General features: G+C 67.2%; 26 protein-coding genes and 1 riboswitch. Of the genes, 9 read left to right on the top strand and 17 right to left on the bottom strand.

Annotated elements, in window-relative coordinates:
- Both NLI89_RS11250 and NLI89_RS11245 read right to left on the bottom strand, forming a co-directional pair.
- On the bottom strand, positions 1 to 1,241 hold a 1,241-nt coding region (locus tag NLI89_RS11250), incomplete at its 3' end, for a cryptochrome/photolyase family protein (protein WP_254687147.1).
- The gene (locus tag NLI89_RS11245) at positions 1,238 to 2,179 is read right to left on the bottom strand and encodes a histone deacetylase family protein (RefSeq protein WP_254687146.1); all 942 of its coding nucleotides are present in this window, start codon (positions 2,177 to 2,179) and stop codon (positions 1,238 to 1,240) included. The genes NLI89_RS11245 and NLI89_RS11250, both read right to left, overlap by 4 nt.
- Positions 2,180 to 2,253: 74 nt before the next feature.
- On the opposite strand from NLI89_RS11245, the gene NLI89_RS11240 reads away from it, so the two are divergent.
- The 5 genes from NLI89_RS11240 (at position 2,254) to NLI89_RS11220 (ending at position 6,326) form a co-directional block, all read left to right on the top strand.
- On the top strand, positions 2,254 to 2,748 hold the full coding sequence (locus NLI89_RS11240; protein WP_254687145.1) for an RNA pyrophosphohydrolase: 495 nt from the start codon (positions 2,254 to 2,256) through the stop codon (positions 2,746 to 2,748).
- 39 nt (positions 2,749 to 2,787) lie between these two features.
- A complete protein-coding gene (locus tag NLI89_RS11235; RefSeq protein ID WP_254687144.1) occupies positions 2,788 to 3,690 on the top strand; it encodes a DUF481 domain-containing protein in 903 nt (300 codons plus the stop codon).
- A 40-nt stretch (positions 3,691 to 3,730) separates the two neighbouring features.
- Entirely contained in the window at positions 3,731 to 4,936 is a 1,206-nt protein-coding gene (locus NLI89_RS11230) for a hydrolase (protein ID WP_254687143.1), read from the top strand.
- Positions 4,933 to 5,949, top strand: coding sequence for an arginine N-succinyltransferase (locus tag NLI89_RS11225; RefSeq protein ID WP_254687142.1), 1,017 nt, complete (start codon positions 4,933 to 4,935; stop codon positions 5,947 to 5,949). The genes NLI89_RS11230 and NLI89_RS11225 overlap by 4 nt, the downstream gene beginning before the upstream one ends.
- A gap of 158 nt (positions 5,950 to 6,107) precedes the next feature.
- Positions 6,108 to 6,326 carry a hypothetical protein gene (locus NLI89_RS11220; protein WP_254687141.1) on the top strand — a complete coding sequence of 73 codons (219 nt, stop codon included), beginning with the start codon at positions 6,108 to 6,110 and terminating at the stop codon, positions 6,324 to 6,326.
- 7 nt (positions 6,327 to 6,333) lie between these two features.
- On the opposite strand, the gene NLI89_RS11215 is transcribed toward NLI89_RS11220, so the two are convergent.
- The 3 genes from NLI89_RS11215 to cobU all read right to left on the bottom strand — a co-directional run bounded on the left by NLI89_RS11215 (position 6,334) and on the right by cobU (position 8,277).
- Positions 6,334 to 7,071 (bottom strand): Crp/Fnr family transcriptional regulator, encoded by a 738-nt coding sequence (locus NLI89_RS11215; RefSeq protein ID WP_254687140.1) that lies wholly within the window; start codon positions 7,069 to 7,071, stop codon positions 6,334 to 6,336.
- 295 nt (positions 7,072 to 7,366) lie between these two features.
- A complete protein-coding gene (locus NLI89_RS11210) occupies positions 7,367 to 7,624 on the bottom strand; it encodes a hypothetical protein (RefSeq protein WP_254687139.1) in 258 nt (85 codons plus the stop codon).
- A gap of 92 nt (positions 7,625 to 7,716) precedes the next feature.
- Positions 7,717 to 8,277, bottom strand: coding sequence for a bifunctional adenosylcobinamide kinase/adenosylcobinamide-phosphate guanylyltransferase (gene cobU, locus NLI89_RS11205; RefSeq protein WP_254687138.1), 561 nt, complete (start codon positions 8,275 to 8,277; stop codon positions 7,717 to 7,719).
- 3 nt (positions 8,278 to 8,280) lie between these two features.
- Here cobU and NLI89_RS11200 point away from each other — a divergent pair, with 3 nt between their 5' ends.
- From NLI89_RS11200 to NLI89_RS11190, 3 genes are read left to right on the top strand one after another with little or no spacing between them, the layout of a single operon-like run.
- Positions 8,281 to 9,339, top strand: a complete 1,059-nt coding sequence (locus tag NLI89_RS11200; RefSeq protein ID WP_368077273.1) for a threonine-phosphate decarboxylase — start codon at positions 8,281 to 8,283, stop codon at positions 9,337 to 9,339.
- Positions 9,332 to 10,270, top strand: a complete 939-nt coding sequence (cbiB, locus tag NLI89_RS11195) for an adenosylcobinamide-phosphate synthase CbiB (protein WP_254687137.1) — start codon at positions 9,332 to 9,334, stop codon at positions 10,268 to 10,270. The genes NLI89_RS11200 and cbiB overlap by 8 nt, the downstream gene beginning before the upstream one ends.
- The gene (locus NLI89_RS11190; protein WP_254687136.1) at positions 10,258 to 11,727 is read left to right on the top strand and encodes a cobyric acid synthase; all 1,470 of its coding nucleotides are present in this window, start codon (positions 10,258 to 10,260) and stop codon (positions 11,725 to 11,727) included. Before cbiB ends, NLI89_RS11190 begins: the two co-directional genes overlap by 13 nt.
- Here NLI89_RS11190 and cobS read toward each other — a convergent pair.
- From cobS to cobO, 5 genes are all read right to left on the bottom strand, one after another.
- The gene (cobS, locus tag NLI89_RS11185; protein ID WP_254687135.1) at positions 11,692 to 12,405 is read right to left on the bottom strand and encodes an adenosylcobinamide-GDP ribazoletransferase; all 714 of its coding nucleotides are present in this window, start codon (positions 12,403 to 12,405) and stop codon (positions 11,692 to 11,694) included. The genes NLI89_RS11190 and cobS overlap by 36 nt on opposite strands.
- On the bottom strand, positions 12,402 to 12,959 hold the full coding sequence (locus NLI89_RS11180; RefSeq protein WP_302675729.1) for a histidine phosphatase family protein: 558 nt from the start codon (positions 12,957 to 12,959) through the stop codon (positions 12,402 to 12,404). Before NLI89_RS11180 ends, cobS begins: the two co-directional genes overlap by 4 nt.
- An 8-nt stretch (positions 12,960 to 12,967) precedes the next feature.
- A complete protein-coding gene (gene cobT, locus NLI89_RS11175; RefSeq protein WP_254687133.1) occupies positions 12,968 to 13,981 on the bottom strand; it encodes a nicotinate-nucleotide--dimethylbenzimidazole phosphoribosyltransferase in 1,014 nt (337 codons plus the stop codon).
- On the bottom strand, positions 13,978 to 14,385 hold the full coding sequence (locus NLI89_RS11170; RefSeq protein ID WP_254687132.1) for a DUF1636 domain-containing protein: 408 nt from the start codon (positions 14,383 to 14,385) through the stop codon (positions 13,978 to 13,980). Before NLI89_RS11170 ends, cobT begins: the two co-directional genes overlap by 4 nt.
- A gap of 172 nt (positions 14,386 to 14,557) precedes the next feature.
- Positions 14,558 to 14,753: riboswitch (cobalamin riboswitch) on the bottom strand.
- Positions 14,754 to 14,905: 152 nt separating this feature from the next.
- Positions 14,906 to 15,511 (bottom strand): cob(I)yrinic acid a,c-diamide adenosyltransferase, encoded by a 606-nt coding sequence (cobO, locus tag NLI89_RS11165; protein ID WP_254687131.1) that lies wholly within the window; start codon positions 15,509 to 15,511, stop codon positions 14,906 to 14,908.
- A gap of 54 nt (positions 15,512 to 15,565) precedes the next feature.
- Here cobO and NLI89_RS11160 point away from each other — a divergent pair, with 54 nt between their 5' ends.
- Entirely contained in the window at positions 15,566 to 17,182 is a 1,617-nt protein-coding gene (locus NLI89_RS11160) for an NAD(P)/FAD-dependent oxidoreductase (protein ID WP_254687130.1), read from the top strand.
- A gap of 194 nt (positions 17,183 to 17,376) precedes the next feature.
- Here NLI89_RS11160 and NLI89_RS11155 read toward each other — a convergent pair whose 3' ends face one another.
- The 7 genes from NLI89_RS11155 to NLI89_RS11125 form a co-directional block, all read right to left on the bottom strand.
- Positions 17,377 to 18,048, bottom strand: a complete 672-nt coding sequence (locus tag NLI89_RS11155; RefSeq protein ID WP_254687129.1) for a peptidylprolyl isomerase — start codon at positions 18,046 to 18,048, stop codon at positions 17,377 to 17,379.
- A 262-nt stretch (positions 18,049 to 18,310) separates the two neighbouring features.
- Positions 18,311 to 18,517, bottom strand: coding sequence for a UBP-type zinc finger domain-containing protein (locus NLI89_RS11150; RefSeq protein WP_254687128.1), 207 nt, complete (start codon positions 18,515 to 18,517; stop codon positions 18,311 to 18,313).
- A 95-nt stretch (positions 18,518 to 18,612) separates the two neighbouring features.
- Positions 18,613 to 20,277 (bottom strand): FAD-dependent oxidoreductase, encoded by a 1,665-nt coding sequence (locus NLI89_RS11145; RefSeq protein WP_254687127.1) that lies wholly within the window; start codon positions 20,275 to 20,277, stop codon positions 18,613 to 18,615.
- On the bottom strand, positions 20,274 to 21,656 hold the full coding sequence (locus NLI89_RS11140; protein WP_254687155.1) for an FAD-containing oxidoreductase: 1,383 nt from the start codon (positions 21,654 to 21,656) through the stop codon (positions 20,274 to 20,276). The genes NLI89_RS11145 and NLI89_RS11140 overlap by 4 nt, the downstream gene beginning before the upstream one ends.
- Positions 21,653 to 22,132: a DUF4126 domain-containing protein gene (locus NLI89_RS11135; protein WP_254687126.1), complete on the bottom strand. Its 480-nt coding sequence runs from the start codon at positions 22,130 to 22,132 to the stop codon at positions 21,653 to 21,655. The genes NLI89_RS11140 and NLI89_RS11135 overlap by 4 nt, the downstream gene beginning before the upstream one ends.
- Positions 22,133 to 22,264: 132 nt before the next feature.
- Positions 22,265 to 22,786, bottom strand: a complete 522-nt coding sequence (locus NLI89_RS11130) for a RidA family protein (protein WP_368077272.1) — start codon at positions 22,784 to 22,786, stop codon at positions 22,265 to 22,267.
- Between the two features lie 70 nt (positions 22,787 to 22,856).
- Entirely contained in the window at positions 22,857 to 25,379 is a 2,523-nt protein-coding gene (locus NLI89_RS11125; RefSeq protein ID WP_254687125.1) for a TonB-dependent receptor plug domain-containing protein, read from the bottom strand.
- Positions 25,380 to 25,505 lie beyond the last annotated feature (126 nt).

Raw genomic sequence — 25,505 nt, 5'->3', positions numbered from 1 at the left:
GACACCTTCGCCAGTTCCGGCACCCACTCGCGGATATAGTCCCCTGCGTCGAACTTCTCGGACTGCGACAACGGCGCCATGATCCGCCCGAACATGTTCGAGTCCACCCCGGTCCCGGCCACCCACTGCCAGTTCACCGAATTATTTCCGTAATCCGCATCGACCAGGCAGTCCCAGAACCAGCGCTCCCCCTCGCGCCAGTCGATCAGCAGGTGCTTCACCAGGAAGCTCGCCGTGATCATCCGCACGCGGTTGTGCATCCACCCGGTCGCCCAAAGCTGGCGCATCCCGGCGTCGACGATCGGATAGCCGGTCCTGCCCTCCTGCCAGGCCTTCAGGTCCGCCTCCGCGTCCTTGCCCGACCGCCAGGGCAGCTTGTCGAACTTGGGCCGCCCGTTCGTATCGCCGTAATCCGGCATCGCCAGCACGACACCATCGGTGAAATCCCGCCACGCCAGTTCCTTGCGGAACGTCGTGGCATCGCCGTGCCCGTCGACCGCATGCCACACCGCGCGCGGCGAAATCTCGCCGAAATGCAGATGCGGGGACAGGCGCGAGGTGCCCTCGATCGACGGCATGTTGCGATCGACGTCATAGGCCTCGACGATCGGCGCCATCGCCTTCGCGTTCTTCAACGCCTGCGCCTCGCCCGGCGTCCAGTCCTTGAACCCCGTCGACCAGTCCGGCTTGGTCGGCAAGAGATCCCAGTCGGCCAGTTTCTCGCTCTTCGGCCATTTCGACGGCGCGGGAATCGTCCTCGGCGCAGGCTCGGGCTCGCCCGGTGGCATCATCTGGTTGAGCGCCTTCCAGAACGAGGAATACACCTTGAATTGGCCGCCCGAGCCCGTCTTCACATCCTCGACGCGTGCGAGGTGGTTGCCGTCATGCAGGCACAACCGGTTGCCGAGCGCAGCCTCGGCCTTGCGCCACCACGGCTCGTAATGCCGGATCGCATGCACGCGGTCAGCACCGGTTTCCTCCATCAATGCCGTCAGCACCTCGACCGCACCGCCGCGCCGCAGGATCAGCTTCGATCCCTTGTCCGCCAGCGCCTTGCCGAACGCGTCCAGCGTATGATGCAGCCACCAGCGCTGCGCCCCGCCAATCTTCCATTTCCCCGGCGCATCGTCGTCGAGCACATAGACCGGGATGACCGGCCCCGCATGCGCGGCCGCGATAAGCGCGGGTTGATCGTGAAGGCGAAGGTCCTGGCGCAGCCAGAGCAGGGAAGGTGTCGTCATCGCGCGTTCAATGCACCAACCCGCCTTCCGGCGTCACCCGCAGCCGCAAAAGTTTGGCCGAGCGTCATAATCGCGGCCACGTGCCGCTCGGCGATCGCCAGCGCATCCTCGCCGTACCCGCCGCCGACCGTGCTCGCGAGCGGCACGCCTCGTGCGATCGCGAAGCCAGCGACGAGCCGCTCCCGCTGCGCCAGACCCTCCAAGGTCAGCGCCAGCCGCCCAAGCCGATCGCCGTCGAACGGATCCACCCCCGCTTGATACAGGATCAACTCCGGCCGAAACTCGTCGATCAATGGCACCAGGGTCGTCTCCAGCGTCGCCAGATAGACGTCGTCGCCCACCTTGTCCGGCAGCGGCACATCGATCGTCGACCGTGCCTTTAGCACCGGGAAATTCTTCTCCGCGTGGATCGAATAGGTCGCGATCTCCGGCCGCCCCGCCAGCAGCGCCGCGGTCCCGTCACCCTGATGCACGTCGCAATCGACGACGAGCACGCGCGCCACCCGCCCCTCGTCGATCAGTCGCGCCGCCGCGACCGCCAGATCGTTGAACACGCAAAACCCCGCGCCGGTGTTCGCCAGCGCATGATGGCTCCCACCCGCCGTATTCGCTGCGAACCCGTGCTCCAACGCAAGACACGCGGCCAGCCACGTCCCATGCGGCACGATCGCCGCGCGCGACGCCACCGCCTCCGTCACCGGAAACCCGATCCGCCGCTCCTTCTCCTTCGGCACGTCCGCGCGAAGCACCTCGGCGACGTAGTCCTCGTCGTGCACCGCCTCCAGCCAAGCGGTCGGCGTTGTCTCGGCCCGGTGCCACGCCACCGCGTCGCCCTTTTCTAGCAGGAGGTCGCGGATCAGCCCGTTCTTGTTCCAGCGATAGGTCGAGCGCGCGGGGGCCGGTGTGACATAGTCGGGATGGTGGACGACATGGATCATGCTCCGTAGGTAGGAGCGCGCTGCCCGAGACCCAAGCTGGCCGAGCCCCAAGCACCTGCGTTGCGGAGACTAATTTGACCGACGTTTCGAACCTCCCCTACCGTCCCTGCGCCGGGATCATGCTCGTCAACGCCGAGGGGAAGGTCTTCGTCGGCCAGCGCAATGATTCGCCGCTGGAGGCGTGGCAGATGCCGCAGGGGGGGATCGATCCCGGCGAGGATGCCGAAGCCGCCGCATTGCGCGAACTCGGCGAGGAAACCGGGGTCATGCCCGACAAGGTCGAACTGATCGCCGAAGCCCCCGGCGAGTTCATTTACGATCTCCCGCCCGAACTTCTCGGGAAAGTCTGGAAAGGCAAGTGGCGCGGCCAGACGCAGCGCTGGTTCCTGTACCGCTTCCTCGGCACCGACGCCGACGTGAACATCGCCACGGAGCACGAGGAATTCCGCGCGTGGCGCTGGAGCGATCCCGCCGACCTGCCGCGGCTGATCGTCCCGTTCAAGAAGGCGCTGTACGAACAGGTACTCGCCGCCTTCGCGCCACATCTCGGCGCAACCGGCACGCGCTGAGCAGTTCCCAATATGCTGCACTGCCGCTACGGAACGGCTGTGCGTCGCTTATCCCTTCTCCTTCTCGCCCCGCTGCTGCTGGCGAACGCGCCCGATCCGCAATCGGTGATGATCCCCGAAACGATCCGCGCGATGCTCGATGCGGCGCTGGAATCGGGGAACGAAGCGGACGTCAACACGGTCGCCAAATATGCCCGCGCCGCCGATCCGCTCAGCGGCGACGCGGTGCTGGCGATCGCCGAGAAGTGGAAGGCCGACCGCGCCGCACAGCGCACGCAGGTCATCCGCCAGGCGAGCTTCCTCGACTTGTGGAGCGGCAAGGCGGAGGTCGGCGGCTATCTGACCACCGGCAACTCCGACACGGCCGGCGGCACTGCGGTGCTGGACCTCAACCGCGAAGGTCTTCGCTGGCGCCAGAAATTCCATGCCCAGGCCGATTATCAGTCGAACCTCAACATCACGACGCGCGAGCATTACCTCGCCTCGTACGAACCGAACTACAAGATCGACGACCGCGCCTATATCTACGGCGTCGCGCAATATGAAGGCGACCGGTTCCTCGGCTATTACAACCGCTATTCGACCTCGATCGGTGCCGGATACAGCCTGATCAAGACGGCCGGCACCAAGCTCGATCTCGAACTCGGGCCAGCCTATCGCTACACCGAATTCACCGATGACACCGTGCAGAGCAGCATCGCCGCGCGTGGCACCGCGAACTTCAGCATCCGCATCCTCAGCGGGCTGTCGGTCAGCCAGGTCGCGTCCGCCTATGTCCAGCGCTACAACAGCACGCTCAGCGGCACGACGTCACTCAACGCCAAGCTGATCGGGCCGCTGTCCGCCGCGCTGTCGTACAGCGTCCAGTATGAAAGCGAACCGCCGGTCGGTTCGGTCTCGACCGACACCACCAGCCGCGCATCGCTCGTCTACAGCTTCTGACGCTGTTCCCTCGCGCGCCCGGCCTCGCTAGGGTTACGCGATGAGGGGACTTTCAACGATAGAGCGCGATGCCGTCGACACGGCGGGCGCTGCACCCATGCTGGCCCAGGTCGAGACGTGGGCGGCCATCAACAGCGGCACGCGCAATCTCGCGGGGCTCGCGAAGATGGCAGGACTGTTAGGCGATGCGTTAGCGATCCTGCCGGGCGAGATCACGCTGATCGAGCCGACTCCGGTCGACAGCGTCGGTGCGGACGGCGTGGTCTCGGCGATCGAGCACGGCAAGCATTTGCATCTCGTCGTGCGCCCGGACGCGCCGGTGCGGATGCTGTTCACCGGGCACATGGACACGGTCTACCCGGTCGATCACGCGTTCCAATCGCTGAAGTGGCTCGATGACGGCCGGCTGAACGGTCCCGGCGTGGCGGATATGAAAGGGGGCCTCGCCGTCATGCTCGCGGCGCTCCGGGCGGTCGAAGCCAGCCCCCTCGCCGCCCGGATCGGCTATGACGTCGTCGTCAACTCGGACGAGGAGACCGGCTCCTTCTCCTCCGCAGCGCTGTTGGCCCGCGCCGCGCACGGCAAGGTCGCCGCGCTGACCTACGAACCGGCGCTTGCCGACGGTACGCTTGCCGGTGCGCGCGGCGGCACGGGAAACTTCTCTATCATCGTTCACGGCCGCAGCGCGCATGCCGGTCGCAATCCGGAGGACGGTCGCAACGCGCTGGTCGCGGCGGCCGATATCGCGGTACGCCTGTCGAAGGTGCGCGGGCCCCGTCTCGCCGTGAACCCGGCACGGATCGAGGGCGGCGGCCCGAACAACGTCGTGCCCGACCTCGCCATTCTTCGGATCAACTTCCGCCCCGCGACGCTCGACGAGATCACGCGCGCGCAGGCGCATATCGACTCTGCGGTGGCGATGGTCGCCGCAGAGCATGACGTCCGCATCGAGGTCCATGGCAGCTTCAACCGCCCCCCGAAGCCGATCGACCCGGGCGCCGCGCGGCTGTTCGATCTGGTCAAGGCATCCGGCGCGGACCTCGGCCTCGACATCGCCTGGAAAGCGACCGGCGGCGTTTGCGACGGCAACAATATCGCCGCCGCCGGCGTGCCCGTCGTCGACACGATGGGCGTCCGCGGCGGCGCGATCCATTCGACCGACGAATTCATGATCCCCGACAGTCTGGCCGAGCGCGCGGCGCTGTCGGCCGTCACCATATTGCGTATCGCGGAGGGCCGCTTGTGAGCTTCAGGATCCGCGCGGCGGTCGATGCCGATCTCCAGCATCTCTACGAAATGGCCAAGCTCACCGGCGGCGGCTTCACCAACCTGCCGCCCGATCGCCGCGCGCTGACCGCCAAGCTCGAGCGCAGCCACGCCGCCTTCGCGCGCACCGATGGCCCGGTCCAAGACGAGCTGTTCGTCCTCATCCTCGAGAACATCGAGACGCAGGAGGTGCGCGGCACGTGCCAGATCTTCACGCAGGTCGGCCAGAGCTACCCGTTCTACAGCTACCGGATCGGCCAGCTCACCCAGCATAGCCGCGAACTCAACCGCACCTTCCGCGCGGACATGCTCTCGCTCGCCACTGACCTCGAAGGCGCGAGCGAAGTCGGCGGGCTCTTCCTGCACCCTGGCGAGCGCGCGGGTGGCCTCGGCCTGCTGCTCGCTCGCAGCCGCTACCTCTTCATCAAGATGCACCCCGCGCGCTTTGCCGACCGCATCCTCGCCGAACTGCGCGGGGTGATCGACGAGGCCGGCGGCTCGCCGTTCTGGGACGGCCTTGCGGGCCGCTTCTTCGGGATGAATTTCCAGGACGCGGATCAGTTCAATGCGATCAACGGCCACCAGTTCATCGCCGACCTGATGCCCAAGCACCCGATCTACACCGCGATGTTGACCGAGAGCGCACGCGCGGCGATCGGCTTGCCGCACCCCTCGGGCCGCGCGGCGATGCGCATGCTGGAGAACGAAGGCTTCGCGTTCGATAATTACGTCGACATCTTCGACGGCGGCCCGACGATGACCGCCCGCACCGATCAGGTCCGCACGATCGCCCAGGCACAGAACAGCATCGTCGCCACGGTCGAACCCGACGGCGGCACCGAGGCGTTGGTCGCCACCGGCACGCTCGCCGATTTTCGCTGTGCGTTCGGACGCGTTCGCGACGTATCGGCCGGGATTGCGATCGACGAGGCTTGCGCCCAGGCGCTGGACGTCGCGGAGGGTGACCGCGTGACCCACGTCGCGCGGCTGTAAGGCAGAGCGGAGCGATCCTTGATCGCAGCGGAGCGATCCTTGATCGGCAGGCCGGACCGCACCGCCAAAACGTCGGGTTAATTTACATTTAACCATACGCAACGGGAGCGAAACGGCGGATTTCCGGCACTGGTACGCATCTTGCTCAGGCGCGGGGCATGTGGAACCGCTTTGCTCGCCTCTTCATCATCAAGACCAAATTCGAGGCGTTTCTCGTGATCTACGGCTTGGGATTGGGCGCCGTGGAACGCGGGATGCGCTACCTCGAACAATATCCCGGCTATGGCGGCTGGTTGCTGTTCGCCGCCTGTCCGATCGCCGTGTTCATGGCGGGGGGCAAGCTGATCGATTCGGTCGATCGGACGCGCGGCCCCTAGCCTCGGGTCAGGTCTTTTGTTGCGCCAGGTGCAGATACCGGGTCGAGAAGTCGGCGAGTTCGCGCAGCGCATCCCATTTCGGAAAGCTGATCCGGCGACGATTGCGACTGATCAGCCCATCGGCCTCCAGAGACTTGATCGTGCGGTTCACATGCACCGCCGTCAGGCCTAGCGCATCGCCGAGCTGTTCCTGGCTCATCGGCAGTTCATATCCCTCCTCGCCGGTCAAACCCTGCATATCGAGGCGGATGGCGAATTCGCACAGGAAGTGCGCCAGCCGCGATCGGGCGTCGCGGCGTCCGATATTCAGGATCCACTCGCGGAAGATCGACCCCTCGACCAGCGTGTTGACGAAGATCGCATTGCCGATCGACGCCCGCTTGCGCGCCAGGTCTCGCAACGCCGTCCGCGGGATCGTCGCCACCTCGGCGCGCGTCAGCGTCTGGACATTGTGATCGGCGACATCGAGGAACAGATGCTGGAAATCGAGCGCTTCGCCGGGAATGTGCAACGACACGATCTGGCGCATGCCCGATCCCGTCAGCTTCTGGCGATAGGCAAACCCGGACATCAGGACCGCGCACTGCTCGGGCGCATCGCCTTCACGGACCAGGTACGAGGAGGGTTCGTAGGTTCGGCACGTAAACGGAAGCGCGAGCAACGCCGTTCGATCCTCGGCGCTCAGGACGGCGTGCGTCTCCAACTTCCGCACCATCAGGGCCAGTGGCCCAGGCGTTGAGATCATAGTGTATTCCCGCAAATATCGGGGCGGGAGCACATGCATCTCTCGGTCGTCAGTGCCCAAAAATCGGCTGGCGATCAGACTTAATAACATAGTCGGGACGACGACGTTTAGATATATGTCACGATGACGCGATAGATCTAAATAAAGATGATTGAGACAAACCTAGGTGAACGATCTGATAATCTGTAGGCGTCGACCGAAGTATTTGGGCGTATCGAAACGCCGCTCCGGCACACCCCGAAACCCGCAGATCGCGACCAAAGCACGATGACGCGGCGGCTGTCGGGCAAAACGGTCAGGCCTGATCCGGGCGACCGCTTTCAAGTGGCTCGGGGTCGGCTGGCACAGTAGAGTCGACGGAGGCGTCGTCATGATGGCCCGCTTGAGCCGCTCGTACACCGATCTGTTCCAAGGCCACGCGAAGGCAATCCAGGCAATCGCTGAGCTTGGCACCAAGCAATGCGTCGTCACCTTCGTCGGCGATGCGCAATGCTTCCTCGACCAGGAACGCCATCGACTTCAATCGTGCGATCGTTTGCGCCTTGCTATGCATACCGCCGCCCCCACTTCGATTGGTGGTTGTCTATGCTCGCCATGGGCCGAAAAGCCAATTGCAAACCGGTGCCGGACGATGCCCGTTGCGCCTCAGGGCTGCGGCGGTCCTTTAAAGCGCTGGACGAGGCCCGCCATCACCATATCGACCGAATCCACCTCGGCGGCGATGCGCTGATGAAGGAACCCCGCGGCATCCCGGAAGCGGCGGGCCAGGGCATTGTCCGGCACGATCCCGAACCCGACCTCGTTCGATACGATGATGATCCGTCCTTCGAGCCGACCGATGGCGTCCAGCAGCGCATCGGTCCGCGCCGCGATCGGCGCATCGTCGAGCAGCAGATTGGATACCCACAGGGTCAGGCAATCGACGAGCAGGACGGTATCGACCGCGTCGGCGGCGAGCAACGCGTCGGGCAGCGCCAGCGGTGCCTCGACGGTCTCCCACCGGTCGTCGCGATCGGCGCGATGGCGCGCGATCCGATCGGTCATCTCGCCGTCGAACGCCTGCGCGGTCGCGACATAGACGAGCTTGAGTTGCTCGGCGGTCGCGATTGCCTCGGCGGTTTCCTGCGCATGACGACTCTTGCCCGAGCGCGCGCCACCGAGCACGAACAGGCTCCTGCCGAACGCCGCTCCAACTGATTGCACCATGTCGTGTCCTTCGTGCTTGCGGCCGCCACCCGGAATGACGATGACGCCGCGAAGATCAAGCAAAAGCCCATGGAACTGACCGACGGAATGAAGGCCCTGCGCATCCACGGTGGACGGATCGATATCGCCGCCACCTGCTTTCCGGGTGCGCCGCAGCCATGGCTCGATCTGTCGACGGGCATCAATCCATGCCCTTGGCCAGCCGGCCGCGCGCCGTCGGTCGATCTGCAAAGGCTGCCTTCCCCAGGCGCCATCCGCGATCTCGAAACGGCCGCGGCGGCGATGTTCGGCGCCAGCGCGGATCGGGTCGTCGCCTTGCCCGGCAGCGAGATCGGCCTTCGCGCGCTCGATAGTCTCGACCTGCCGTCGCCTGTCCGCTTCGTCACGCCCAGCTACTCGACGCATGAGGATGCGATCGGGGGTGCGACACCGATCGCGCGCGACGCGATCGACACGATCCGCGACGGCACGCTCCTGCTGGCCAACCCGAACAATCCCGACGGCGCCCTCGATGCGCCCGATCGACTGTTGCGGATCGCCCGGCGCGGCGCGTGGCTGGTCGTCGACGAGGCCTTTGCCGATATCGCACCGGCGCTCAGCCTCGTCCCGCGTCTCGATCCCGACGACCGGGCGATCATATTCCGGTCGTTCGGCAAGTTCTTCGGGCTCGCGGGCGTGCGACTGGGCTTCATGATCGCGCCGCCCGTGCAGGCGGACGCGATGCGGCGTCGCTTGGGCAGCTGGCCCGTTTCCGCGCTCGCGGTCGCCTACGGCACGGCGGCCTACCGGGATACCGCGTGGATCGCGGAAGCTCGGCGATCGATCGTCGCGCGTGCCGGCCGGCTCGACACGCTGCTCGGTCGTCACGGCCTCCAGAGCCAGGGCGCGTGCCCGTTGTTCCGGCTGGTGGAGAGCGACGATGCCCCAGCGGTATTCGAATGCCTCGCGCGATCGGGTATCCTCACGCGTCCGTTCGATCACGCGCCGCGCTGGCTCCGCTTCGGCGTGCCGGGGGACGATGCCGCGTTCGACCGTCTCGACCGGGCTCTTGCCGGTGGCTGAGCCGATTGCCGCGCTGGCAATCCTGGTGGACGTGGCGATCGGCTGGCCGCCCGCGCTCTATGCCCGGATCGGTCATCCGGTCGGCGGGTTCGCGCGCGTGATCGGCTGGGCGGAGGCGCGCTGGAATATTTCCGCCGCATTGAGCGCCCATCGTCGCGCCGCAGGAATCCTGACATTGGCGTTAGTTGTCGCCATCGCAATCGGGGTAGCGGCGGCGGCGACGCTGCTCGCCCGCCACGCGTTGGGCTCGGCGGCGTGGATCGCGATCGGCCTCATGGCCGCACCGGGGCTCGCGATCCGCAGCCTGTACGATCATGTCGTTCCGGTCGCACGTGCGCTGGCCGCCAGCGATCTCGAGACTGGCCGCGCGCGCGTCGCGATGATCGTCGGCCGTGACGTCGCCTCGCTCGACGAAGCCGGCGTCGCTCGGGCGGCGATCGAGAGCCTTGCCGAGAGCGTGTGCGACGGCGTCGTCGCGCCGCTGTTCTGGCTGCTCGTGGCCGGGCTGCCGGGACTGTGGGCGTACAAGGCGATCAACACAGCGGACAGTTTGATCGGGCACCGCGAGGAGCGTTGGCGCGCGTTCGGTTGGGCGGCGGCGCGCACCGACGATGTGGCGAACCTGATCCCCGCGCGGATCAGCGGCGTGCTGCTGTGCCTTGCCGGGCTCGGCGGATGGCGGACGATGTGGCGCGACGCGGGCAATCACGCGTCGCCCAACGCCGGCTGGCCCGAAGCCGCGATGGCCGGTGCGCTTGATCTCAAGCTTGCGGGCCCGATCGCCTATGACGGGGTGAGCGTCGCCAAGCCCTATATCGGCTATGGCCGCGCGGACGCTACCGCCGCCGATCTTCGCGCCGCGCTCGGCATCTATCGCCGGGCGTGCGTGCTGCTGTTCGTCATTGGCGGAGGAATCGCATGGGCGCTCTGATGCTCCAGGGGACCGGCTCGGACGTCGGCAAGTCGGTCCTGGTCGCGGGACTGTGCCGCGCGTTCGCCAATCGCGGGCTGTCGGTCCGCCCGTTCAAGCCGCAGAACATGTCGAACAACGCCGCCGTCACCGCCGACGGCGGCGAGATCGGCCGCGCGCAGGCGACGCAGGCGATCGCCTGTCGCGTCGAACCCAGCGTCGACATGAACCCGGTGCTGCTCAAGCCACAGGGTGACCGCACCTCGCAACTGATCGTCCGCGGCCAAGTACGCGGCACGCTCGCCGCGGCACGTTGGCGCGAAGGTCGCGAAGGGCTGCTGGTCGACGTGCTCGACAGCTTCGAACGGCTGTCGGCCACCTGCGATCTCGTCGTGGTCGAGGGCGCAGGCAGCCCGGCGGAGATCAACCTGCGTGGCGGCGACATCGCCAACATGGGGTTCGCACGCGCTGCCGACGTACCCGTGGTGCTGGTCGGAGATATCGACCGCGGCGGCGTGATCGCGGCGATCGTCGGTACCCGCGCAGTGATCGATCCGGTCGACGCGGCGATGATCCACGGGTTCCTGATCAACAAGTTCCGCGGCGACCCGGCGCTGTTCGACGACGGCTATCGCGCGATCGAAGCGCGAAGCGGATGGCGCGGCTACGGCGTCGTGCCATGGCTTGCCGAAGCGGTACGGTTGCCGAGTGAGGACGCGGTGATCCTCGAACGCCCGGTCGCCAGTACACAACGCCGCGTCACGATCGCCTGCCCGATCACGCCGCGGATCGCCAATTTCGACGACCTCGATCCGCTTCGGCTCGAGCCCGGTGCCGCGCTGGTCATGGTGCCGCCGGGCACGCCGATCCCGGACGTCGACATGATCGTGCTCGCGGGCTCGAAGGCGACGATCCCCGACCTCGCCTTCGTCCGCGCGCAGGGATGGGACATCGATATCCGCGCGCATCACCGCCGCGGCAAGCCGGTGCTCGGGCTCTGCGGCGGTTACCAGATGCTCGGTCGCAGCATCGCCGACCCGGACGGGATCGAGGGGCGGGCGGGGCGTGTCAACGGGCTCGGACTGCTCGACATCGACACGGTCCTCACCGGCCGCAAGACGTTGGAGCGGGTGCACGGCCGGGCGCAGGGCGCGGCATTCGAGGGCTATGAAATGCACATGGGTGCTACCACCGGCCCCGCGACCGCACGCCCGGTCGGCCACCGCGCCGATGGCAGTCCCGAAGGCGCGACGAGTGCGGACGGGCTGGTGTCAGGGAGCTACGTCCACGGCCTGCTTGCGCTCGCGGAGCAACGCGCGGCGTGGCTTGCGCGGCTCGGCGTCGCGGCCAGCGGACCTGATCATGGCGCGTCGATCGATGCCGCGCTCGATGCGATCGCCGCGACGCTCGAACGTCACGTCGATCTCGATGCGCTGCTCGCGTTAAGCGAGCGCGCCGGCCACCGCGAGCGCGACTAGCAGCCCGGTTTCGACGATCTCGATGCCGGCGCCATGCGCGTCGCCCGTCACCCCGCCCAGCGTCCGCCGGAACCACGCCGCGACGCCGAGCACGAGCAGCGGGAGAGCGATGAGCGCCGGCACCGCGACGGCGGCGAGCGCGAGCAACAGGCCCCATCCCAGCAGATCGCGGGCGCGGACCGCGCCGGCGACCGCTGCGCCAAGCCCGCCGGGCCGCAGTGGCGGCAACAGTCTCGCCCATGCGAGCGGCCCCATCCTCGCCGCGAACGGCACAAGGACCAGCCCCCAGCCTACCCCTACGGCGTGCAGCAGCACGAGCTTGGCGAGCATCTGACCGACGATCGCGACGACGCCGAAGCTCCCGATATGCGGATCGGCCATCACCGCGAGCAGGCGCGTCCGATCGCCATGCGCCGCGCCGAGCCCGTCGGCGAGGTCGGCAAGCCCGTCGAGATGCAGCGCCCCCGTCACCGCGATCCAGGTCAGCAGCGCGGCACAGGCCCCTATCCAAGGATCGACCAGCGCGCCCAGCCATCCGGCCGCCGCGACGAGCAGGCCGATCGCGAGACCGACGATGGGGTAGAACCGGATCGCCGCGGCGAAATCCTCAGCCCCCATTTCGATCCGCGGCATCGGCAGCCGGGTCAGGAAGCCGAACGCGACCATCAGCCCTTTCATGTCGCCAGCCCGACGATCTGCACGGTCCGCGTCGGGCTCGGCCAGATGCGCAGCGAGACGAGCGCGGCATAGGGGAGGTCGAACGCCCAGATTTGGCGTCGATCGAACCCGCACAACTCCGCGAGCGACGCCCGGATCGCGCCGCCATGCGTGACGACCAAGGTCGATACCGGTGGCATCTCTGCCAGCGCACGCGCGACACGATCCTGCAACGCGGACCAGCGTTCGCCATCGGGCGGTGGCGAGGCATCGGGATCGTCGTAGAACGCCGCCAACTCGGCGGCGTCTATCTCGGCGGGGGCCAAGCCATCCCAAGCGCCGAAGTCGAGTTCCCGCCAGCGTGGATCGACCTCGACCGAAACTCCGCGCAGCTCACCTATCGCCGCCGCACAGGCGCGTGCGCGGATCAGATCGGAGGCCTCGATCCGTTCGATCGCAAGACTCTCGGCGCGTGCCAGACAGGCGGCAATCCCTCCCTCGGTCACCGGGTCGTCGGTTCGCCCGAGCATTCGCCCCGCCACTTCGGGCGCACCATGCCGCATCAGATACAGCATGTGCGCACTCACGCCGCCGAAACGCCCGCCTCGGCGAACGTCGCCATCTCCGCATGCGCGGCCAGCGCGGCCCGGACGAGCAATGTCGCCGTCGCAGCCCCGCTCGCCTCGCCGAGCCGCATCCCGAGCGAGAGCAGCGGCTCGATCCCCATGCGCTCGAGCAGAAGACGATGCCCCGGCTCCGCCGAGACATGCCCGGCAAGGCAGTGCGCGAGGATGTCGGGGCACGCCGCAGCCAATGGTGCCACAGCCGAACAGCAGATGAAACCGTCGAGCATCACCGGCACGCCCGCCTGCCGCGCCGCGACCACCGCGCCCGCGATCGCCGCCAACTCGCGTCCGCCGAGCCGCCGCAAGATCTCGAACGGCGTGCCCAGCGCGTCCCGGTGCAGCGCGACCCCAGCCTCGACGACCGCGATCTTCCGCGCGATGCCATCGCCATCGACGCCGGTACCCGGCCCTACCCAGTCGCTCGCCGACCCGCCGAAGCTCGCCAGACACAGTGCCGCGGCGGTGGTCGAATTGCCGATCCCCATTTCGCCGAGCACCACCAGGTCCGGCGCGTCCGCGACTGCCGCCGCCCCTGCGTTGATCGCGGCGAGGCATTCCCCCTCCGACATTGCCGGCGCTTGCGTAAAATCCGCGGTCGCCCGGTCGAGGTCCAGCGACACGATCTTGAGGTCGAGACCCGCCGCCCGCGACAGCGCGTTGATCGCCGCGCCGCCATGCTCGAAATTGGCGACCATCTGCGCGGTGACCGACGCGGGGAACGCACTCACCCCGCGCGCGACGATGCCGTGGTTACCCGCGAATACCACCGCGCTCCCGCGATCGAGCCGGGGCAGCGGGTTGCCCTGCCAGCCGGCCATGAAGACCGCGATATCCTCCAGCCGCCCGAGCGAGCCCGGCGGCTTGGTCAGTTCGCCTTGCCGGGCGATCGCCGCGGATCGTGCCGCCGCATCCGCTTGGGGCAAGCCGCGCAAGGCCGCCAGAAACGCGGCGGGCGTCGCGAACGCAGTCATTCGACGAGGAACCCGGCGGGCGGCGTGCGGGTGATGAAATGCCCCTTCACACCCTGCGGCCATTGCTTGAACGGCACCTGCCCGAACGCGCTCTCGCCGTAGAGCCGCGCGTAATCGAGGATCGCGCGCGCGGAATCCTCGGTCGGCTCGAACCGGCCGAGCACATAGCCGACCTTCGCCGGCGCGCGCAGGTGGATCGTGCAGAAATCCTGGCATGCGAACAGGCACGGCATCTCCTGCACCGCGACATTGGCATAGGCCGGGTCGCTCGCCTGCACCGTCTTCAGCGCCTGCACGAGGCGTGCGCCGCCGCGCTGGCCCTGCTCGTCGTCGCGCGCGTCGGCGGAATGGCGGCACGTGTTGCACGCGACCACTGCGACGCCGTCCTCGGCGGGCTTCAGCATGTCCGTTCCCGGACGATCGCAACATCATGTAGACTTGGCATAGGAACCCCCTCGGACAGTCGATCCCGCACCGCGAGAGGGGCAAAAGGCGCACGCCTCCAGCCTCCGCGCGACGCGAAGCGATGTCGTCGCTCGGGGTGTTACCCGTCCGTTCGGCGCACCCTGGCCGGACGAAAGACGACCGCGACGGGCAGGTCTCCTGGCTCGCGGGTCAACGCCGTCCGCGCCGCCTTCTCGGGAGTATCCCAATGGCATGAGGCACGGTGGCTCGCCGCGTACAGTTGCAGGGGCAGCCGGGTGATTCCCGTTCCCATTTTCATTCCCCCAAGCGTTGCCGCCTCGGGAAAACCTGTCGCGGATCGAGCGATACGCGGGCGGTGCGTTGCGTGCAATACGCGGCATCTCACCAGACACTCCGTCATGCCGGGCTCGTTCCGGCATCCACCGTTCCGCAGGCTCGACAGGTTGGATTGCGCGGAACGGTGGACCCCGGAACAGGTCCGGGGTGACGGGAGAAGCGTTAGAACTCCACGCCGGCCTGCGCCTTCACCCCCGACCGGAACGGATGCTTCACCTGCGTCATCTCGGTCACCAGATCTGCCACCTCGATCAGCGCATCCGGCGCATTCCGACCGGTGACCACGACATGCGTCATCTCCGGCTTCCCCGCCAACACGGCCAGCACCTCGTCGACCGGCAAATACTCATACCGCAAGACGATGTTCAACTCGTCCGCGACCACCATCGCATAGGACGGGTCGGCGATCATCCGCTTCACCTCGTCCCAGGCTTCGCGCGCCACCGTGATATCGCGCGCGCGGTCCTGCGTATCCCACGTGAAGCCCTCCCCCATCGGCTTGAACTCGCACAGGTCGGGGAATGCGTCGAAGACCGCCTTCTCGCCGGTCGCCATCGCCCCCTTGACGAACTGCACCACGCCGACTTTCCGCCCATGCCCGATCATCCGCACCGCCATGCCGAACGCGGCGGTCGACTTGCCCTTGCCCTTGCCGGTGTGGACGATGATCAGTCCCTTCTCGATCGTCTTGCTCGCGACGATCCGGTCGTGGACCTCCTTGCGCTTGGCGCTCTTGGCATTCTGCTCGTCGTCGGTCCGCATGATCATGTCCTCTCTCGCCCCCGATGGCGGATCGCGCCGCGTGGCGCTAGAGGACCGAGCATGCTCCGCATCACCGACCTCAAGCTGCCCCTCAACCACGCCGACGAAGCGCTCCCCGCCGCGATCCGCGACCGCCTGCGCGTCACCCCGCGCGACCTGATCCGCTACACCATCGCGAGGCGTGCGCACGATGCGCGCGACAAGATGGACATCCAGCTCGTCTATTCGGTCGACGTCACGCTGAAGAACGAGGACACGGTGCTCCAGCGCTTCCGCAAGGATCGCCACGTCCAGCGCACGCCCGACACGGGATATCGCTTCGTCACCAAGGGCGGCCCGAGCTATACCGGCCCACGCCCGGTGGTCGTCGGCGCCGGGCCGTGCGGCCTCTTCGCCGGCCTGATCCTAGCGCAGATGGGCTTCAGCCCGATCATCCTAGACCGCGGCAAGGTCGTCCGCGAGCGCACCAAGGACACTTGGGGCCTCTGGCGCAAGAGCGTCCTCAACCCCGAATCCAACGTCCAGTTCGGCGAAGGCGGCGCCGGCACCTTCTCCGACGGCAAGCTCTGGAGCCAGATCAAGGACCCGCGCCATCTCGGCCGCAAAGTCCTGACCGAGTTCGTCAAGGCCGGCGCGCCGCCCGAAATCCTCACCGAGGCGCACCCGCATATCGGCACCTTCCGCCTCGTCACGATGGTCGAGAGCATGCGCGAGACGATCGAGGCGCTGGGCGGCGAATACCGCTTCTCCACCCGCGTCGACGGTCTCGATATCGTCGAGGAAGCCGGCACGCGCCAACTCCGCGGGCTCCACCTCAGCACTGGCGACTATCTCGAAGCCAACCACGTCGTCTTCGCCGTCGGCCACAGCGCGCGCGACACGTTCGAGATGCTCCACGCCAAGGGCGTCCACGTCGAGGCGAAACCCTTCTCGATCGGCGTCCGCATCGAACATCCGCAATCGTGGATCGACGAAGCGCGGTTCGGCCCGTGCGCGGGTCACCCCGATCTCGGCGCGGCGGCGTACAGCCTGTCGCACCACTGCAAGAACGGGCGGACGGTCTACAGCTTCTGCATGTGCCCGGGCGGTACCGTCGTCGCAGCGACCTCCGAAGAGGGTCGCGTCGCCACCAATGGCATGAGCCAATATTCGCGCAACGAACGCAACGCGAACTCCGGCATCGTCATCGGCATCGACCCCGAGCGCGACTATCCCGGCCACCCGCTGGCGGGGATCGAACTCCAACGTCACTGGGAATCGCGCGCCTATGTCGCCGGCGGCTCTGACTACAAGGCACCCGCGCAACGCATCGGCGACCTGCTCGCGGGCCGCGCCTCGACCGCGCTCGGCTCGGTGATCCCGTCGTACAAGCCGGGCGTGCACATGACCGACCTGTCCGAATGCCTGCCCGAATTCGCGATCACAGCGTTGCGCGAGGCGCTACCCGCGTTCGGCCGCGAAATCCCCGGTTACGATCATCCCGACGCCGTGCTGACCGGGGTGGAGACGCGCACCTCGTCCCCGGTGAGGATCACGCGCGGCGACGATTTCGTCAGCCTCAACACCGCCGGCCTGTTCCCGGCGGGCGAAGGCGCCGGCTATGCAGGCGGTATCCTGTCGGCAGCGGTCGACGGCATCAAGGTCGCGGAAGCGGTCGCGCTCAGCCTGACGGCCTGACGCCCGCGACGAATTCATCACCACTCCGGTGATCCATGTACCACCCCGGCGAAGGCCGGGGCCCAATTGGGGAACATCAATTGCGAGGCTACCCCTAGGTTACTGCGACCTCTCCAATTGGGCCCCGGCCTTCGCCGGGGTGGGTATCGCGTTCGAGCGGGATCGAAGCAGAACCGTCCCGGAACACGCATCCATCACTTCTCCCGGTCAGGCCTCGTCTTGATCAGCCAAGCCCGCGGCAACCCCGTCGGCTTCGCAACCCCGTCCAGTCGTCGCGCGCTGACCAGCGTGACGCGCTTCAGAATCATCTGGTCCTTGAACGCATCCATCCCGCCGCCGGTCGGCTTGGCGAGGATGCGCTTGACCACGTCCATCCCCCCGACGACGTGTCCGAACGCCGCATAGCCCGGATAGCCAGCACGCGCGTCCATCGCCGGCGCCGGGCCGACGGTGATGAAGAAATTGCCGCCCGCCGACGCCGGGGTCATCCCGCGCGCCATCGAGATCGTCGCGTCGAGATGCTTGATCCCGGTCATCGCGGTCGTCTCGAGCGGGAACGGCGGCAGGATGCGACGGGCATCGGTGCGGATTCCGCCCTGGATGAAGCCAAGCTTCGGCGACGATTTCTGACGGCTCGCGCGGTAGAAGTCGGTCCCGTCGAACCGCCCGTCATCGACATAGGCCAGGAAATTCGCGGTCGTCTTCGGCGCATGGCGGGTGTCGAGCGCCAGTAGTATCGGCCCCTCCGAGGTCACGAAGCGGACGCGTACGATGCCGGGTTTCGGTCCTGCGCGGTTCGGCTGTTGCGCAGATCCCGCGGTAGCGAGCGCCACAACGGCCAAAAGCCCCATCATCCAATGCCGCATGTTCGCTTACTCACGCCTTTACCGATGAAGGTCGGCTAGCGGTCGGGGTCGGGCGACGCAAGCGAGGGTGATTAAGGGTGGGGTTGGATCGAAGGTCCTTGCCACCCTCAGCAACACCACCCCGGCGCAGGCCGGGGCCCAATTGGGGGACGGTAGTAACAATGGATCGCCCGCCATTATTGCGGCCTTGCCGATTGGGCCCCGGCCTCCGCCGGGGTGGTGGTACAAGCGGATAACCGACGCAAACTAAGCCTACCCGTCCTTAACCATACCGCGGAATAGGCCCCCGTTGCGGCGTCTGATCGGGCAGGTCGACCATCGTCTCGTCCACGAAACACCAGCCCCATCCCTCGGGCGGATCATAGCCCTCGATGATCGGGTGCTGCGTCGCCCGGTGATGCGCGGTCGCGTGGCGGTGCAGGGAATCGTCGCAGCAGCCGACATGCCCGCACGCCCGGCACAGTCGCAAGTGGACCCACTCGCTCCCGATCCGCAGGCACTACTCGCACCCCTTGGCGCTCGGCGTGACCGACCGGATCGTGTCCCTATGCGTGCAGCCGTTACTCATGACGCCTCCCGTTCGGCCAAGTCGGCCAGCGCGACATGGACCTGCGCGACCACCGCCGCGCCCTCGCCGACCGCCGCCGCGACTCGCTTGGTCGAGCCCGCGCGCACGTCGCCGATCGCGAACACGCGCGCCCGGCTCGTTTGCAACGCGAGCGCCGCTTTGCCGGTGACGATGAACCCCTTGTCGTCGGTATCGACGCAGCCTTGCAGCCAGCCGGCGTTGGGATCGGCGCCGATGAACAGGAACAGGTGAAGCATTGCGCAGGGTTTGGTCGCGCCGTCTGGTTGGCGGAACATTGCCCCCGTCAGCCCGGTCGCGCGGTCGCCTTCGAGACCGATAATCTCGGTGCCGACATGCAGGGTGACGTTGGGCAGCGCGGCGATCCGGTCGATCAGGTATTTCGACATCGTCGCCGCCAGTGGCCGTCGCACGATCAGATGAAGGTGTTTCACGCGGGGGGCGAGGAAGACCACCGCCTGCCCCGCCGAATTGCCGCCGCCGACCAGCGCGACCTCCTCGCCCTCGCACAGTCGCGCCTCGATCGGCGATGCCCAATAGGACACGCCTGCGCCCTCGAACATCGCCAGGTCGGGGATGTCGGGCCGGCGATAGCGGGCGCCCGACGCGACGATCACCGTCCGCGACCGGACCCGCTTGTCACCGGGCAGCGCGAGCACCAGCGGATCGTCCGCCGGCCGCGCGTCATCGCAGTCGAGCCGCGCGACCTCCAGCGGCACCGCGATCTCCGCCCCGAATTTCAGCGCCTGGTTGAACGCACGGCCCGCCAGCGCCTGCCCGGAAATGCCGGTCGGAAACCCCAGGTAATTCTCGATCCGCGCGGACGCCCCCGCCTGCCCACCGATCGCGCGTTCGTCGAGCACCACGACCGACAGTCCTTCGGACGCGGCATACACCGCCGCCGCCAGCCCCGCCGGCCCCGCCCCGACGATCGCGACGTCATACACGATCGCCGGATCGAGATCGGGCGTGATCCCCAGGCACGCCGCGACCTCGACGTCCGTCGGCCGCTTGAGCACCGTGCCGTTCGGACAGACCACCAGCGGCAGATCGCCGCGCAGCACGCCGATCCGGTCGACCAGCGCGCGTCCCTCCTCGTCCGACGCGGCGTCGAGCACGATGTTGGGATAGCCCGACCGCGTGAGGAACCCCTGCAACCGGACGATGTCCGGACTGCCCGGCACGCCGACGATCACCGTGCCGCCGCTGCCCTGTTCGATCAGCCCGACGCGGCGGAGGATCAACGCGCGCATCACGATCTCGCCGACATCCGCCGACCCGACCATCAGCGCGCGGAGGTGCGCCGGATCGAACGGCAGCGCGGTGCAGCCATCGGGGCCGGCGCGTCCACCGGCGAGCGACGGGCGTCCGGCGAGCTGGTTGACCTCCCCGGTCAGCTGCCCCGCGCCATGCGTGGTGATCGCCGCCTCGTGGCTCAACCCGTCGCGCCGGACGACGTCGATCGATCCCGCCAGCACCAGCCAGGCCGGCGCCCCCAGTTCGCCGATCGCGTAGACCTGTTCCCCCGCCGCGAAGGTTCGCGCGGGACCGCTCGCGAACCGCTTGGCCGTCTCGATCTGCTCGGTGTCGAGCACCGGAAACATCTGATGCTCGCGCGAGGCGACGCTGTCGTTCGGGGTCATCGTGGGCCCACCGGCTCGAGCCCGACCAGCAGCGTCGGGATCAGTTCGGACACGGTCGGGTGGATCGGCACCGCCCAGCGCAGCGCCGACACCGGCTGGTCCGCGTTCATCATGTCGAGGATGCCGTGGATCGCTTCGTCCCCGCCAGTGCCGAGGATCGCCGCGCCGAGAATCCGCTGCGTCTCCGCATCCGCGACGATCTTCATGAAGCCCTTGGTCTCGCCCTTCTCGATCGCGCGCCCGACGCGGGTCATCGGCCTCTTGGAAACCAGGATCGGTCGCCCAATCTTCTCCGCCTCAGCCTGGGTCATCCCGACCCGGCCGAGCGGGGGATCTATATAGAGCGCATAGCCGACCAGCCGCTGGCTCAGCGTCCGATCGTCGCCGTCGAGCAGGTTGGCCGCGACGATCTCGAAGTCGTTATACGCGGTATGCGTGAACGCGCCGCGCCCGTTGCAGTCGCCCAGCGCCCATATGCCCGGCACGTTGGTCTGGAGGAAGTCGTCGACGATGACATAGCCCTTCGCATCGGTTGCGATCCCGGCGCGGTCGAGCCCGAGATCGTCGGTATTCGGCCGCCGACCGACCGCGAGCAACACATGACTGCCGACCACCACCGGCTCGCCCGCCGAGCAATCGACCGATACCGCGACGCCGGCGTCGTGCGCCGCGAAGGCGATGCAGTTCGCCCCGGTCCGCACCGTGACGCCCTCGTCCTCCAGGATCGCGCGCACCGCGTCCGACACGTCGGCATCCTCGTGCGCGATCAGCCGCTCGCTGCGCTCGACCACCGTCACCGCCGCGCCGAACCGGCGATACATCTGCGCGAATTCCAGCCCGATATAGCTCCCGCCGACGACCACAAGATGCTCGGGCACCGCTCCCAGCGCGACCATATCGGTATTGTCGAGATGCGGAACGTCGCCGACGCCGGGCATGTCGGGCACGCTCGCCCGACCACCGACGTTGAGGAAGATGCGCGGTGCGGTCAGCTCCTCGCCGTCGACCGCGATCGTTCCCGGGCCGGTAAACCGCGCATGACCCCGGAGCAGGGTGAGCCCCGCCATCCCCCCCAGCCACGTCTCGTTCCCGGTCCGCGCGTCCATCACGACCTTCCGCGCCCGCGCCGCCACCGCCTGCATGTCGATCGCGACTTCACCGGTCCGCACGCCGAACTCCCCGGCCCGGCGCGCCAGATGCGCGGCGTACGCGCTGGCGACGAGCGTCTTGGTCGGCATGCAGCCGGTATTGACGCAGGTGCCGCCGACCAGCTTCCGCTCGATGAGCGCGACGGTCATTCCGGCCGCGGTCAGCCGTCCGACGAGCGGTGGTCCGGCCTGCCCTGCGCCGACGATGATCGCATCGAACCGACGCATCAGAGCGACGACACCACCAGCACCGCACCCAGGATCGCGACCGCATCCTCGACCAGCGCTGCCGGACGATCGTTACCGAACGCCGCCGCCATCCGCGCGCGCACCGCGGCACCGCCATAGGTCCCGATCACCGCGCCGACCACGCCCAGAAGAAGTCCGAGCAACGGTGCGGCGACGCCGTAGCCGATCGCGGCGCCCGACAACCCGCCGGTGGCGATGCGCGCGGCGAACTGCTGCGGCACCTTGCGGCTGGGCGTCGACGGCAGCTGATCGGTGACGAGTTCGACGGCAGCCAGCAGCGTGAAGATCCAAGGCGCGAACCGCCACCCGAGGAACGCCAGCCATGTTCCCTGCAGCGGCAAGCCTCCCCGGCTCGCGGCCCAGGCGACTGCGGCAGGTGCCATCATCGCACGCAACCCCGCGACGATACCGATGACCAGTGCGAGGACGAGGCCGTGGACGAGCGGTGGAACGAGCATGGCAGTCTCCGATCCGTTATGGCCGCGATCGTCCCACGCACCGCCACCGACGTCAAATCGTTACGTGCCCGATATGGCGCCGAAACGCAGTTCCCCGACTAACGTCGACGGCGTTCGCGCCGTTCCGACGCATCATTTCGCCGCGGTCGCCTCGATCTCGACCAGGAACGCCGGCCCCGCCAGCGCTGCCACCTGCACGGTCGAGCGCGCGACCGTGTTCGGGTTCTCCGCCGTGCCGAAGAACATCTTGAACGCATCGTTCATGCCGGCAAAGTCCATTTTGCCGCCAAGCTTGGGATCGCCCGCGACGAACACGGTCAGCTTGATGATATCGCTCATCGCATAGCCCTGCGCCGCCAGGATCGTCTTGATCTTCGTGAACACGCTGATCGTCTGCGTCCTGGTGTCGCCGAAGTCCGCGATCGTCAACTGGGCCGGGGGCGTCTTGCTGGCCGGGTCGATCGGTGCGGCGAGCTGCCCGCTCAGGTACAGCATCTTGGCGCCGGCCGGGACGGTGACCCCCTGGAGGATCAGCCCTGGCGGCGTGTTGGCGTGCCGGACGATCGCCGACTTGGCATCGGCGGCCATGGCCGCGCCGGGCAAGGCCAGCATCGTCGAGGTCGCCACGGCCAAGGCGGTAAGGGTTGTCGCCATTCTCATATGCATGTCTCCCGGTAAGTCGAATGGTTCGGACGCGGCGACGTGTCCCGCCGCGTCCGATCTCTCAGAAACTGACGTTTATGCGCGCATAGTAATAGCCGCCGTTGATCCCGTACGGGCTGAAAGTCAGCGGCGCGTCGAGCTGGTTGCCGCCGCCGACCAGCGTGTTGTTGGTCGTCCCCGGTACGAGGTCAATCGTCGGCGGGCGTTTGTTGAAGATGTTGTTCGCCCCGATCGACAGCTCGAGGTCGTCGGTCGCCTTGAAGTTCAGTTCGACGTCGCCGATGAAGGCGGTGCCGATCTCCTGCGTATAGAAGGTCCCGCCGTCCGGGCTGTATTGGGACGAACTCTTTCCGTAGACCGTGCCCCGCAGCGTCATCGAGAATTTGTCGATCGAATAGAAGGTCGACCCGATCACCTTCACCCGCGGCGATGCGGTTTCGATATTGGCGCGAGCACCGGCATCGAACAGCGAGATGTTGCCCAGCGCTGCCGGCGCGGTAGCGAGCTTGGTGATCTTGGTCCTGTTGTAATTGCCCGACAGCGTCCAGGTCGCCTTGCCGTAATCGCCGAAGTCGCTGGCATAGCTCGCGACCACGTCGACGCCGCGGGTCCGGGTGTCGGCGCCGTTGGTGAAGATGTTGATGCCGGTCTGGCTGACCGTCGAATCGAGGACGTTGCCGTTCGCCTGGATCGCGGTGGTGACGATCGGGAAATTCCGCGCACCGCCGCTGCCGTAGATCGATCCCGTACCCAGGATCCGATCCTCGATCTTCACCTGATAGGCATCGACCGTGATCGTCAGCCGCGGAGCCGGCCGTATGACCGTACCCAGGCTGTAGTTGGTCGACTTTTCCGGCTTCAGATTGTCGAAGCCGAGCAGCTTGGCGGCCGCCGAATTGGCCGGCAGCTGGACGAACGCGGCAGTCGGCGAGACGTTGGTGGCGGAGTAATAGGATTCCGCCAGCGTCGGTGCACGGAAGCCGGTCGAGAAGGTGCCGCGGAGCGCGAACGCGTCCGAGAAGTCGTAGCGGGTCGTGCCCTTGTAGATGAACTTGCTGCCGAAATCGGAATAATGCTCGTAACGGCCGGCGACATCGACCTTCAGCCCGTCGACCGGCATCAGCGCGACATCGACATAGGCCGCCTGCGAGGTGCGGCCGTTCACGCCGGCATCCGAGGCGCGGAACCCGGGATAGGATTGCCCGCCTTCCTTGTAGGTCGAGGCGGCATCGCCCGCGCCGATTTCATACACGTTCTTGCGATATTCGCCCCCGAAGGCGAGGTTGATCGGGGCCGCCATCCCGGCCTCGATCTCGTGCGTGATATCCGCGTTGACGGTCAGTTCGCTCGACTTGAAGAACCCGTCATAGAAGGTCGTCGGGGTGAAGCCGGTATCCGCGTAGAGCGAGGCGTTCGCCGAATCGATCGTGTAGATCTCGTTCTTGTCCTGGCCGAACGTGCTGGACAGGTCGTAGTGGAAGCCGTTGGTCGTGCCACGCACGCCACCGGTGAACGCCATGTCCTCCTCGCGGATCTTCTCGCGCGGGCTGAAGCCGTTGGCGGGCGTATCGCCGTCGGGATCGAAATAGGTCGTCACGCCGCCGACGGTGCGCGAGACGCGGGTCGGCACGCGGACATTCTCGTAGGCGCTGGCGACGCGGCGCGAATAGGTGCCGAAGCTGTACGCCTCGATACCGCCGAAATCATAGGCCGAGTTATACTGGAGGTTGATCAGGCGCGACTGCGCATCGCCGCTGATCTTGTTGACGTAGGGAAACCCGTCCATGCCGGGATACAGGCTTTGCTGGACCGCGTTGATGGACGGACTGGTCGTGCTGCTCAGCAGGTTGCCATTGGTGTCGGTGACGCGGCGATCGAGCCCGCCGACCTGCGTGAAGTCGTGGTAGCGATAGAAGCCGGTGACGTTGATGAACCCGTCCTCGCCGACCTTGGTCGCGAGGTGCAGGCTGCCTGCGTACGTGCGGCCGCCGGTGTCGTAATGCTCGCCCGCGGTCATCGATGCGTCGCCGCCCTCCTTGTCGTCCTTCAGGATGATGTTGATGACGCCGGCGATCGCGTCCGAGCCATATTGGGCGGCGGCCCCGTCCTCCAGCACCTCGATGCGCTTGATCGACGAAGGCGTGATTAGGTCGAGATCGGCGGTCGCCGCGCCCTGATACGGACCGCCGAGGACCGCGAGGTTGGACGTGCCGTGGCGGCGCTTGCCGTTGATCAGCACGAGCGTGTGGTTCGGACTCAGCCCGCGCAACCGAGCCGACAGCGTGAGGTTGGCGGTATCGCCACCGAAGGCCTGCGCGGTGAACGACGGCACGAGCTGTGTCAGGACCTGGTTGAGGTTCGGCTGGCCGACATGGCTCATGAGGTCGGCGTCGAGCACCTTGATCGGTGCAGCGCTTTCGGCGGCGGTGATCCCGGTCGCGCGGGTGCCGGTGACGATGATGTCGTCGCCCGGCGCGCTGGCCTGGGCGGCGACTTCGATCGCCTGGGCATGCGCGGCGACGGTCGACAGGCTTGCGAGTGCTACGGCGAGTGCGCCACGTGAAATGCTGGTAACGGTCTTCATAAGGATCCCCCCTTATTGATGATCGTCGCTCAGACATCGCTCCCAATCGCACGACGATCTCAGTCGCCGTTACGCAGTCTATCATTCTCGCAATTCACGATTGCAAAGCATAGTCTCCAGTCTTGT

Origin of the sequence: Sphingomonas faeni (genome assembly GCF_024273235.1) — a bacterium.
Classification (GTDB): Bacteria; Pseudomonadota; Alphaproteobacteria; order Sphingomonadales; family Sphingomonadaceae; genus Sphingomonas; species Sphingomonas faeni_A.
The sequence above is the reverse complement of the archived record's forward strand: the minus strand, read 5'-3'. Positions and strand labels throughout refer to the sequence as shown.

What these genes read in the sequence shown, in the direction of transcription:
- NLI89_RS11245 (WP_254687146.1), bottom strand. Translation starts at nt 2,179, where the DNA reads ATGATCCATGTCGTCCACCATCCCGACTATGTCACACCGGCCCCCGCG.
- NLI89_RS11230 (WP_254687143.1), top strand. Translation starts at nt 3,731, where the DNA reads ATGAGGGGACTTTCAACGATAGAGCGCGATGCCGTCGACACGGCGGGC.
- NLI89_RS11220 (WP_254687141.1), top strand. Translation starts at nt 6,108, where the DNA reads ATGTGGAACCGCTTTGCTCGCCTCTTCATCATCAAGACCAAATTCGAG.
- NLI89_RS11215 (WP_254687140.1), bottom strand. Translation starts at nt 7,071, where the DNA reads ATGATCTCAACGCCTGGGCCACTGGCCCTGATGGTGCGGAAGTTGGAG.
- NLI89_RS11210 (WP_254687139.1), bottom strand. Translation starts at nt 7,624, where the DNA reads ATGCATAGCAAGGCGCAAACGATCGCACGATTGAAGTCGATGGCGTTC.
- cobU (WP_254687138.1), bottom strand. Translation starts at nt 8,277, where the DNA reads ATGGTGCAATCAGTTGGAGCGGCGTTCGGCAGGAGCCTGTTCGTGCTC.
- NLI89_RS11190 (WP_254687136.1), top strand. Translation starts at nt 10,258, where the DNA reads ATGGGCGCTCTGATGCTCCAGGGGACCGGCTCGGACGTCGGCAAGTCG.
- cobS (WP_254687135.1), bottom strand. Translation starts at nt 12,405, where the DNA reads ATGAAAGGGCTGATGGTCGCGTTCGGCTTCCTGACCCGGCTGCCGATG.
- NLI89_RS11180 (WP_302675729.1), bottom strand. Translation starts at nt 12,959, where the DNA reads ATGCTGTATCTGATGCGGCATGGTGCGCCCGAAGTGGCGGGGCGAATG.
- cobT (WP_254687133.1), bottom strand. Translation starts at nt 13,981, where the DNA reads ATGACTGCGTTCGCGACGCCCGCCGCGTTTCTGGCGGCCTTGCGCGGC.
- NLI89_RS11170 (WP_254687132.1), bottom strand. Translation starts at nt 14,385, where the DNA reads ATGCTGAAGCCCGCCGAGGACGGCGTCGCAGTGGTCGCGTGCAACACG.
- cobO (WP_254687131.1), bottom strand. Translation starts at nt 15,511, where the DNA reads ATGATCATGCGGACCGACGACGAGCAGAATGCCAAGAGCGCCAAGCGC.
- NLI89_RS11160 (WP_254687130.1), top strand. Translation starts at nt 15,566, where the DNA reads ATGCTCCGCATCACCGACCTCAAGCTGCCCCTCAACCACGCCGACGAA.
- NLI89_RS11155 (WP_254687129.1), bottom strand. Translation starts at nt 18,048, where the DNA reads ATGCGGCATTGGATGATGGGGCTTTTGGCCGTTGTGGCGCTCGCTACC.
- NLI89_RS11145 (WP_254687127.1), bottom strand. Translation starts at nt 20,277, where the DNA reads ATGACCCCGAACGACAGCGTCGCCTCGCGCGAGCATCAGATGTTTCCG.
- NLI89_RS11135 (WP_254687126.1), bottom strand. Translation starts at nt 22,132, where the DNA reads ATGCTCGTTCCACCGCTCGTCCACGGCCTCGTCCTCGCACTGGTCATC.
- NLI89_RS11130 (WP_368077272.1), bottom strand. Translation starts at nt 22,786, where the DNA reads ATGGCGACAACCCTTACCGCCTTGGCCGTGGCGACCTCGACGATGCTG.
- NLI89_RS11125 (WP_254687125.1), bottom strand. Translation starts at nt 25,379, where the DNA reads ATGAAGACCGTTACCAGCATTTCACGTGGCGCACTCGCCGTAGCACTC.